The sequence below is a fragment of the Paludisphaera sp. genome, assembly GCF_037189885.1.
GTDB lineage: Bacteria > Planctomycetota > Planctomycetia > Isosphaerales > Isosphaeraceae > Paludisphaera.
Genome location: NZ_JBBCIR010000042.1, coordinates 19,853 through 29,944, shown reverse-complemented (window position 1 = coordinate 29,944; position 10,092 = coordinate 19,853). Strand labels below are relative to the sequence as shown.

The window sequence follows — 10,092 nt, the reverse complement described above, 5'->3', positions numbered from 1 at the left end:
CTGCCTGCAAAAACATCAGGTGCGCTAGTGTGGACTCTGACGCCGCGCTTGCGACTCCCGCGAGCCCGGCACCACCTTGGAGACCACGCGCGATGTCGACCGCCGCCAACCTCGCCCCGAGCCCGACGCCCCGACTCTTGAACGCCCGCGAGGCCGCCGGATTCCTCGGGATCAGCGTCCGCACCATCCAGAGGCTGCACGCCCGGGGCGCGCTGCCGACCCCCGTCAAGCTGGGCTCCTGCGTCCGCTGGGACGCCGACGTCCTCTCCCGTTGGGTCGCCGCCGGCTGCACGCCCCCCCGCCCCGCGAGCCGCAGGGCCCGCTCCTGACCTCGCCCCGCAACCCGCGCCCCGGGGACGGCCCCCGGGTCGCCGAACCTCGCCGATGGTAAGGAATCTCTATGGCCAACTGGACGACCTTCGCCCCGCCCCCGATCCGCCCGGCCGGGGCCCCGCGCTCCCAGGGGGACCGGGCGCCGATCCCGTTCGGGGCGTACCGCTGCCGCCTCGCCGACGTCCGCCTCACCGCCTCGCGGTTGGGCCACCCGACCGCCAAGCTGACGTTCAAGGTCGTCGCCGGCCCGCACGCCGGCCGCGCCGTCTTCCGGGACGTCTGGCTGACAGACGCCGCCCGCGCCCACGCGGACCGCGAGGCGGTCGCGCTGGGATACGAGAACGCCGCCGCCATGACGACCGCCCCCCCGCCGCTGGACCGCCTCTTCGACGTGAGGGTCGCCCTCGCCGCGTCGCGGGCCGGGGGGTGGCACAACGTCGTGGAGCACTTCGCGGCGGTCGCCGACGCCCCGGCCGCCGAGACCTGCCCCGAGGCGACGGACGACGCCCCGGCGGATTCAAATTATGAATATCAATATCCTGGCACGCCCACCGGCCGCCACGGGCCGACGGACGACGCCGACGAGATCGCCCGCGCCCGGCTGATCGCCGCCGAACTCCTGGGGGGCCCGCCCCCGGCCGACGCGCCCCCCGAGGCCGACCACGAAGCGGAAGCCGCCCCACCGGACGGCCCGACGCCCGCCCCCGAGCCCCCGGCCGCCGGGCCCGGGCCGGCCTCCCCCGCCCTCGCCAGCCTGACCGCCCTTGAGCGAATCTGGGCCGAACGCGAGCGCGTCGCCCGCGAAGCCGCGACCGCGCCCCCGGCCGCCGCCCCGCCCGCCGACGACGACCGCTTTGACATGTTCGGCAATGAGTACGCGCCGGCCCCGGGCCCCGCGGGAGACGCCGCGTGAACATCGCCCCGTTTGGGTTCCGCGCCGACGGGAAGGCCGCCCCGCGTCGGTTCCTCGCCGACCACGGGGCGGCGCTCGCCGGCTTCGCCGCCGCCCGGGGGATCGTCCCCGGGCGCGAGGCGTTCCTGTCCGCCTGGAGCTACCCGCCCGACTTGCTCGCCTGGCATGACGCCCAACCCGCCCGGGACCAGTCGAAGGGTTGGTCCGCCGGCTACCGGGGGCCGTGCGGCGCGTCCTGGCTCCCCTTCGACCTGGACGACGAGAGCGACCCGGGCGCGGCTCTGGCCGCCGCCGGCCGCCTCGCCGACCACCTCGCGAGGCGCCACGATCCGGGCGCGGTGTTCGTGAACTTCAGCGGATCAAAGGGCGCCCACGTCGCGCTCGCGACGGGCGACCTCATCCCCCCCGGCCCGGACGTCCCAGCCCTCGCGAAGGCATTCGCCCTGGCGGCGGCCGCCGACGCGGGGGTCGTCATCGACACGAGCATCTATCACCACATCCCGCTCTTCCGCGCGCCGAATAGCTGGCACGCGAAGACGACGCTGTACGCGGTCCCGATCCCGCTGGACGACGTCGTCCGGGGGATCGACCTCGCCGAGGCGAAGCGACGCGCGGCGGCCCCGATCCCCTTCGACCTGCCGACGGGGCCGCCCGGCCCCCGGTTCGCGGAGGACTGGGCCGCCGCCCGGGCCGCCGTCGAAGCCGCCGCCGCGAGGCCCGCGCCCCACTCCCCCCTCACCGAATGGGGCGTCGCGACCCTGAACCGGGCGACCTGGACCTTGCTGCAAACCCCCGAGCGCGTCGGCTGCGGGGACCGGCACAGGCTGTTGTACAGCAGCGCCCGCGACATGGCCGAGAAGTCCGCCGACGTGGACGACCTGGTCCTGTCGCTGCTGATGCCGATCGGCTGCGCGTTCGGCTTCGACCCCGCCGACGTCCGCAGGCAAGTCGAATGCGGCATCGAGGACGCCCGCCCCCCCCGGAGGACGCCGTGAGAGAGCAACCGGCCCGCGCCTTCCGCGCCCAAGTCGTCTGCGACTTCCTGGACGCCGTGGACGCCGTTGCCGAACCCGAGCGACGCGACGCCCCCGACGGGGGCTTCGACGTCCGGGCCGCCGTCCGCGTCGAAGGGGATTCCCTTCGGTTGGGGATGCTGATCGACGACCCCGTCCGCCGCGACACGGTCGTCCGCCGCATCGACCCGGCCGCCCCGGCGGGGGCGATGGCGTGGGAGGCGCTGCACTACGGCCCCGCCTTCGTCCGCGTCTTCCACCTCTTGCAGTCGCTGCCCGACGGCCGACGACCCGCTCCCGCCCCTGGTCGACTCCCCCGAGTACGACCCCGACTCCTGCGACCCGCCCGACGACTACGAGCCGACTCCCATCGGCTGGTTTCCGTGAGCCCTGAAAACGCCGACGCCCCCGGGCGGCAACCGGAGGCGACGGCTCGAATCCGCTGGATGGACCCGAGGAAAGGACTCGAATGGCTGGACCTTATCCTAGCGCCTCCGGGGCGTCGGGGCGACCCGACCCGGAAGGATTCCGCGTCGTCGACGACCACACCGAAGCGGACGCCGGATTTCCGGACGACCCCGCGACGTGGCCGTTGGAACGGCTGACGACCCCGTGGGCCGTGCGCGGCCGCCGGTTCCGGGAAGGGCTGAAACGCCCGCTCCCGCCCGCCTGGTCCGACGGAATCGCCGTGTTCTCGGGGCTGAAGCTGCGCCCCGGGAAGCTGCTGCTGATCGCGGGCGAGCCCGGCGTGGGCAAGTCGTCGGCCGCGCTCCAAATCGTGGTCGACTGCCTGGCGAGGAACCCCGAGTTGAAGGCTGTCGTCGCGTCCGTGGAGATGTCCCCCGAGACCTGCCTCGAAAGGCAACTCGCCCGCCTGGCGCGCTTGCCGCTCGACCGGATCGCGGCGCACGCGACCACCGAAGCGGACGACGCCCGCCTCGGCGGGGCCTTCGCGGTCCTAGACGGCATCGGCGACCGCCTCATGTGGTGCGACGAACCGCACAGCCTGCGGGCCGCCGTCCGCCTCGCGGCGCTGACGGGGGCCGACCTGCTGTTGCTCGACTTCGTCCAGGAGATGGAACCCGCGAGCGACCCGACGCAAACGGACGAGTACGCGCGCCTCTCCGCACTGGTCCGCGACCTCGGGAAGCTGTGCGTCGAGCGCGACCTCGCGGTGATCGCGGTCTCTTCCCTGCGGCGGTCGGGGGGCGCGAACTACGGACGCCCCGGCCTCTCTTCGTTGAGGGGGTCGGGGAGCCTCGAATACCGGGCCACGGACGTCGTCCTGATGTCCCGCCACCCCGAGGGCCCGAACCCCGGCGACCGCGAGCACGACGACCCCGAGGCACGTCGGGTCGCGCGTCGCGGGCCGGTCGGCGTGCTGATCGACCACGCGAAGAACCGACACGGGCCCGTCGATTCCTTCCGCGCGATATTCGAGCGTGAGCATCAGGCGTTCCGGATGCCTCGCCCCGACGACGACCTCGGGCCGACGTCCGCCGGGCCGCCCGACCCCGCCAGCTTCCGCCCGCTCGGCGCGACGACCGCGAGCCCCGCCCCGGGCGCGACCCCGGCCGCCGACGACCCCGACGATGACGGTTTCGACGTTTACTGAGGAACGACCCCATGCACACCGAACCGAAGGGCAAGCCGGACGCCGCCCGCCGCCGCGCCTGCCTCCGCTTCCGCATCAGACGCGAGAACCGCTTCCTCGACGACGTCGTCCGCACGCTGGACCCCGTGGACGCGCTCGCGTGGTGGATGCTGCGCCGCGACACGCAACCCGACGGGCTGGCGAGGCCGGGCCGCGACCACCTCGCTGAACGCCTCGGGGTCGGCGGGGATCGGGCCGCCAAGGCGATCCGCGTCCTGACCGACATGAAGGCCGCCCGGCTGGTCTACGCCCACCGCCCCGGGATGGTGGCCGTGTACACGGTCCTGACCCCCGGCCAACTCGCGGCGATCAACCCCGAGGCCGCGCGGGTCGTCGCCGAGCGCGAGGCCGCCGAGACGCCGGACGAGCGCGACGAGAGGCGCGCCCGGGTCGATTCGTACCTGGCGAAGGTTGCCCGCCGCCGGGAAGCCCGCTCCAAACGGGGACGCGAGTCGTCCCTCGCGAAAAACGGGGCGCGTCGCTCGTCGACGGTCGGTTCACCGACGTCCATCGCCGGTGAGCCGACCGCCGAAGTAACGTCGGTGAGCTGACCGGCCGATTCCAACCACTCCCCTCAAGGGGAGTGGGGGGGACGGCCGTCCGCCGGCCCGGCTCCCGGCCGCCCCCCGGGGATCGGTTTCCGGGGATCGGAGACCGGCGGCCGGTTTCCACTTCGGGGTGGCCGGCGGGGCGGTCGATCCCCGGGCCGTGTCCGCCTCGCTCCGGCCCGCCGGACGCAGCGAACCACGATGCACCACCGAAGGGGCCGCCGACGACCCGTTGACGGGGGGCCGCCCGATCGCTTACCCCTCGAACGCGAGGGGCGGGCCGCCTGACCCGGCCCGCCCCCGCTCACCTCATCGCACGTCGCATGGAGACGCCATGGCTACTGTACGCAAACGCGGACGCCGCTACCACGCCCGATGGGTCGACGAACACGGCGTCAAGCGCGAGCGGGCCGCCTACACCGACCGCCGGGAATCCCAGAGGTTGGCCGACGAGTTGGAGGCCCAAGCCGCCAGGATTCGGGACGGGTTGGTCGACCCCCGCGACCTGGCGTTGAGGGAGCACGCCCGGACGCCCGTCGCCGAGCACATCGAGGCATTCGGCGGACGCCTGACCGCCAAGGGGGGGACGCCGAAGCACGTCGACGAAACCTTGAAGCGCGTCCGCCGCCTCGCGGCCGTGGTCAAGGGCGCGACCCTGGCGGAAGTGAGCCCGCCCCCCGCCGCCAAGCGCGCCGAGCTTGCCAAGTATGAGGCCGCCCTGTCCCGCTGGACGGCGGGGGCGAAGCTGGCGGACCTGACCGCCGACGCGGTGCAACGGGCGCTGCGGTCCCTCGTGGATCACGGGTCGTCCCACCGCACGGCGAACGCCTATCGGGTGGCGATCAAGACGTTCTCGCGATGGTGCCTGACGTCGGGTCGGCTGGCGTCCGATCCCCTCGCGGGGGTGAGCGGGTTCAATCCCAGGGAAGACCGCCGCCACGACCGCCGGACGTTGTCCACCGACGAGCTTCGGCGTCTCATCGAGGCCGCCCATTCCGGCCCCCCGTGGCGAGCCATGAGCGGCCCGGCCCGGTCGCTGCTCTATCGGCTGGCCGTGGCGACGGGGCTGAGGTATTCCGAGCTGCAAAGCATCACGCCCGCGTCTTTCGACTGGCGCGCCGAGCCCGCGACGGTGCGGGTGGAGGCCGGCTACACCAAGAATGGCGACGTGGCCACGCTGAGCATCCCCCCGGACCTGGCGGGAGACCTGCGGCCGTTCGCGGGGGCCGTGGCCGACGGGGAGCCCGTCTTCCACCTGGCGGACGACCGGGGGGCGACGATGCTGAGGGGCGACCTGGAAAGGGCCGGCATCCCCTACCGCGACGCGTCCGGCCTCGTGTTCGACTTCCACGCCTTGCGGTGCCAGACCGCCACCTTGCTCGACGCGGCGGGCGTCTCCCCCCGCGTCGCCCAACGGATCATGCGGCACAGCACACCCGGACTGACCGACAAGTACACGCGCCCCCGGCTGGCCGACGTGGAGGCCGCCGCGCTGTCGCTGCCGAGCCTGAGGCCGACCGACGGCCGCGAAGCCGTGGCCGCGACGGACGGGTCCCCCCCCCCGAAGGGGAAGACGCCCGGCCGGTGCGAGGGCGGGGAAGGCTCGCCCGCCGTTGCCCACTATTTGCCCACCACCGGGGACGATTCGGGGCGTTGCGTGTCGCGTCATGGCGTGGCGGGATCGGACGACGCCGCTAGGCCGACGAGCCCTAAACCCCTTTCCCCGACCGGGGTTGACGCTTCAAGTCGCGTCGTGTCGCGAGGAAATGAGAGTGCCCCCCGAAGGACTCGAACCTTCAACCCGCTGATTAAGAGTCAGCTGCTCTGCCAATTGAGCTAGGGAGGCGTGGCAGGTGGGATTGATAGGGACATCATGACGTCCGGCGGTGTCGAAAGCAAGGGGGGGCCGGCGGGAATTCCGGATTTCGTCCCCGGGGCCGTCGGGAGGGCGGAAGGTTTGGGAATCGGGGCGGCCGGGGGCTATAATTTCGCGGGATGGTCGCACGGGGCGGTCGGGGACGCGCTCGGGGGGGCGGGGATGCGGAAGGACTTGGACGACGTCATCCAGGGATGGCCCTACGATCCCGGGCCGGGAGAGGTCCTGGCGCGCGAGATCCGCGCCAGGGACGGCCGCGCCGTCCTGCAGATCCGCATTGAACTGGGCATCCTGCAGCTCGAGGTCGCGGGACGGCCCGACGGGACGCGGCCCCACGGGGCGGCGACCTACCTGGATTATCTCCGCCATTACGCCGCGAACCGGGCCGACGTCGAGGGTACGGCGTGGACGATGTCGCCGCGGCACTGCATCGAGGCCGATCGCGAGTTCGTCCAGTTCTACCACCGTCGCGTGGCCTGGCTCTCGCTCCGTCGGTACGAGCTGGCCGCGCGCGACGCCGACCACACCCTGGCCCTGATGGACTTCGTCCGTAAGTACGGACCGACCGAGGACTACATCGCCTCTCATGAGCAGTTTCGCGGCCTCGTCCAGTTCCATCGCGCGCAAGCCCTTGCCACGCTGGCGCTGGAACGGAGACGCCCCGAGGAGGCCGTCGACGCCCTTCGCGACGGCGTCGACAGGCTGACCCACCATCAGAGGAACTGGTGGGACGCGCGCGAATCGTCCGAATCCCCCGATCCCACGCTGATCGAGCAGCTCAAGCTCAACGAGCAGGAAATCCGACGCAACTTCGCCGTCGACAAAACCTTGCGGGAGCAACTCGACGAGGCCGTGGCCCGCGAGGATTACGAGCAGGCCGCCCGCCTCCGCGACCAGATCCGGGCGCATGAGGCCGGGGGCCGTCGTTGAGGCTTCGCGCGCCCCGCGTCGGCGTCAGTGCGACGGCTTCGACCAGTCGACCCGATCGGCGGGGAAGACGGGGCCCTCGACGCAGACCCGACGGAGGTCGGGGCGGCCGTCGTCCTGGACGATCGGCGCGACGCAACTGAAGCACGCGCCGAAGCCGCAGGCCATGTGGTTCTCCAGCGAGACGTCGCAGGGGACGTCGTGTTCCCGGGCCAGCCGGGCGACGGCCGCCAGCATCGGCGGCGGGCCGCAGGCGACGACCTTCGCGGGCTTCTCGCCGGATCGGAGGCGTTCCTCCAGCAGGTTGGTGACGAACCCCGGCCGGCCGGCCGAGCCGTCGTCGGTGGCGATCTCCACCGCGATGCCGGCGCGTCGCATGTCGTCCACCCCGGCCAGCAGGTCGGCCGAGCGGACGCCGTAGAGGAGGGTCGCCGCGGAGACGGGCGTCCCGGTCTCGCGAGGCTGGTCGCCGTGGGACGCCTGGCCGAGCCATTCGCGGCCCAGGGCGAGGAAAGGCGTCTGGCCGATGCCGCCGGCGACGAACACGGCCTCGCCCGGGCCCGGGGAGGGGCCGAAGCCGTTGCCGAGCGGGCCCCAGACGTCGACCCGGTCGCCGGGGCGTCGTCGCGACAGGGCGGCGGTCCCCCGGCCGATCACCAGGTAGACGACGTCCAGCGAGACGGGCTCGCCGGAGGCGTCGCGGCGGACCTCGTAGAGGGCGAACGGCCGGCCCAGGAGGGGGTCGTCGGAGCCCTCGCCGGGCCCCCGGACCATCACGAACTGGCCGGGGAGGATCCGACGGGCGATCTCGGGGGCGTCGACGCGGAGGAGGAACGTCCCCCGCGCGATCTCCCGATTCTCCAGGACGGTCGCGCCGGGCGTCGTCAGCGCCCGGCTCGTGCAAACGTCGCTCATGATTCCTCGCCCGGTCGCTTCCGCCTGATCCCCGCCGCCTTGCGAGGGGGCTTGCGCTTCGGCATGGGCCGCCTGGGGGGCCCGCTGGGGGCGGACGCCTCGGCGACTTCGCGATGGATCCGCGGATCCAGGCCGATGACCCGACGTCCCTTGGCCATCGGGACCGGCGGCGGCCCCTGCGGCTTCTGTCGCGGCGGAGGCCCGGCGGGGCGCGGGCCGCGATCGGGCGCGGGGGGTCGAGGGCCGGGCCCCTGGGGCCGACCGGCCCCGGCGGGGCGCGGACGCTGCGACGGCGGCGGGCCGGGGGGGCGCGGCGGCGGGCCGCCCTCGGGGCGGAACCCCTGGCCGCGCGGGGCCCGCGGCGGACCGCCCTCGGCGCGATAGCCCTGATTGCGCGGGCCCGGCGGACCGCCCTCGGGGCGGTAGCCCTGGTTGCGCGGGCCCGGCGGCGGTCCCCCTTCGGGGCGGTAGCCCTGGTTGCGACCGCGAGGGCCGGGAGGCGGCCCCTCGGGGCGGTAGCCGGGCCGGCCGGGCCCAGCGGGGCGCGACGACGGGCCCTGGCCGTCCTCGAAGCGTTGACGCGGCGGCCGGACGCCGCTCGGCGAACGCGCGGGACGACGCCCTTCCTCGAACCGGCCCTGGGGGGGCCGCCCCTGGCGCTGCGACGGCGGCGGGCCCAGGGCCTCGATGTCGATCTCGCGCCTCGGCCCCTGGTCGCGGCCTTCCGCGAAGCGAGCGGGCCCGGCGGGCCTGCCCGGCCCCGACGGCCGCTGGCCTCGATCCTGCCCCCGGCCCTGTCCCTGCCCCTGGCCCTGACGCGGCACGCGTCCGCCCGGTCGGGTGTGGTGCGGGAGGTCGCGCGGCGGGGCGAGCGCGATGCCGGACGCGACCTTGCGGAGCATCTCGACCTCGGCGCGCGACAGCGGTCTGGCGTCGCCGATGGGGATCCCCTTGAGGCTGATGGGGCCGATGGCGACCCGGGTCAGGAGCATGACCTTGTGGCCGAACTTCGCGAGCATCCGGCGGATCTCGCGCTTCTTCCCCTCGGCCAGCACCAGCTCCAGGACCGTCGCCTCGCCCTGCGCGCCGACGACGCGGGCCCGCTTGGCGCGGACCTTGCCGTCGGATAGCCAGACGCCCTCGGTCAGGCGGGCCAGGACGTCCGGCGCGGGGGTTCCGGCGACCACGGCGCGATACATCTTCTCGACCCCGTACCTCGGATGGGCCAGCTTGTTGGCGAGCTGGCCGTCGTTGGTCAGGATCATCAGCCCGGTGCTCTCCTCGTCGAGCCGGCCGACGGTGTAGACGCGTTCCGGGACCTCGGGGAGCAGGTCGACCACGCGGGGGCGGCCGTCCGGGTCGTCGTTGGTGGAGACGTACCCCTTGGGCTTGTTCACCGCGTAGTAGACGTGGCGCTCGGCCTTCAACTTCTCGCCGTCCAGGGCGATCACGACCCGGTCGGGATGGACGCGAGCGCCCAGTTCCTTGACCGTCTTGCCGTCGACCGTGACGCGGCCCTGGAGGATGTATTCCTCGCACGCCCGGCGCGATCCCAGGCCGGACTGGGCCAGCACCTTCTGGAGGCGCTCGCCCTTCTCGGCCTCGGGGCTGGACTTCAGCGGCTGCCGTCGGGGCTGACGCGGGCCCTGGCCGGCGGGGCGACCGGCGCGAGGCGGCCCGCCCCCCTGCCCCGTCGTCGGCCCTTCGCCGCCGGGCCCCTGGTGGGAGTGCCCGCCGTGGCCGAACCGATTCGGCTTCCGGCTCGCGCCGGAGAGGCTGCGCCGAGGCCCCCCCGGCGGCTTCGGCCCGCCCCCTTCTTTCCGGGGCGGACGGCCCTTGCCGCCGCCGGGATGCGATCTCCGCTCCGCCATGGCCCACCTTCCTCGTCTCTTTGCGCGGCAGCGAACGGGCCA

9 protein-coding genes and 1 tRNA gene are annotated in these 10,092 nt (G+C 74.0%); 7 read left to right on the top strand and 3 right to left on the bottom strand.

All coding sequences use genetic code 11. The features are described from left to right. The first annotated feature begins 92 nt into the window (after window positions 1–92). From WG209_RS13875 to WG209_RS13850, 6 genes are all read left to right on the top strand, one after another. Complete coding sequence (locus WG209_RS13875; RefSeq protein ID WP_337175650.1) at window positions 93–329, top strand: helix-turn-helix domain-containing protein; 237 nt, start codon at window positions 93–95, stop codon at window positions 327–329. Between the two features lie 71 nt (window positions 330–400). After that, entirely contained in the window at window positions 401–1,246 is an 846-nt protein-coding gene (locus WG209_RS13870) for a hypothetical protein (protein WP_337175649.1), read from the top strand. Continuing rightward, window positions 1,243–2,241: a hypothetical protein gene (locus WG209_RS13865; RefSeq protein WP_337175648.1), complete on the top strand. Its 999-nt coding sequence runs from the start codon at window positions 1,243–1,245 to the stop codon at window positions 2,239–2,241. Before WG209_RS13870 ends, WG209_RS13865 begins: the two co-directional genes overlap by 4 nt. Beyond that, the gene (locus WG209_RS13860) at window positions 2,238–2,864 is read left to right on the top strand and encodes a hypothetical protein (protein ID WP_337175647.1); all 627 of its coding nucleotides are present in this window, start codon (window positions 2,238–2,240) and stop codon (window positions 2,862–2,864) included. The genes WG209_RS13865 and WG209_RS13860 overlap by 4 nt, the downstream gene beginning before the upstream one ends. Further along, window positions 2,852–3,874: a DnaB-like helicase C-terminal domain-containing protein gene (locus tag WG209_RS13855; protein ID WP_337175646.1), complete on the top strand. Its 1,023-nt coding sequence runs from the start codon at window positions 2,852–2,854 to the stop codon at window positions 3,872–3,874. Before WG209_RS13860 ends, WG209_RS13855 begins: the two co-directional genes overlap by 13 nt. A gap of 11 nt (window positions 3,875–3,885) precedes the next feature. Then, on the top strand, window positions 3,886–4,464 hold the full coding sequence (locus tag WG209_RS13850) for a hypothetical protein (RefSeq protein WP_337175645.1): 579 nt from the start codon (window positions 3,886–3,888) through the stop codon (window positions 4,462–4,464). 1,770 nt (window positions 4,465–6,234) lie between these two features. On the opposite strand, the gene WG209_RS13845 is transcribed toward WG209_RS13850, so the two are convergent. After that, a tRNA-Lys gene (locus WG209_RS13845) sits at window positions 6,235–6,307 on the bottom strand. A gap of 192 nt (window positions 6,308–6,499) precedes the next feature. On the opposite strand from WG209_RS13845, the gene WG209_RS13840 reads away from it, so the two are divergent. Continuing rightward, window positions 6,500–7,267, top strand: coding sequence for a UvrB/UvrC motif-containing protein (locus tag WG209_RS13840; protein ID WP_337175644.1), 768 nt, complete (start codon window positions 6,500–6,502; stop codon window positions 7,265–7,267). 24 nt (window positions 7,268–7,291) lie between these two features. Here the strand turns inward: WG209_RS13840 and WG209_RS13835 are convergent, their stop codons facing one another. After that, a complete protein-coding gene (locus WG209_RS13835) occupies window positions 7,292–8,179 on the bottom strand; it encodes a dihydroorotate dehydrogenase electron transfer subunit (protein ID WP_337175643.1) in 888 nt (295 codons plus the stop codon). Then, window positions 8,176–10,050 carry a pseudouridine synthase gene (locus WG209_RS13830; RefSeq protein WP_337175642.1) on the bottom strand — a complete coding sequence of 625 codons (1,875 nt, stop codon included), beginning with the start codon at window positions 10,048–10,050 and terminating at the stop codon, window positions 8,176–8,178. Before WG209_RS13830 ends, WG209_RS13835 begins: the two co-directional genes overlap by 4 nt. Window positions 10,051–10,092 lie beyond the last annotated feature (42 nt).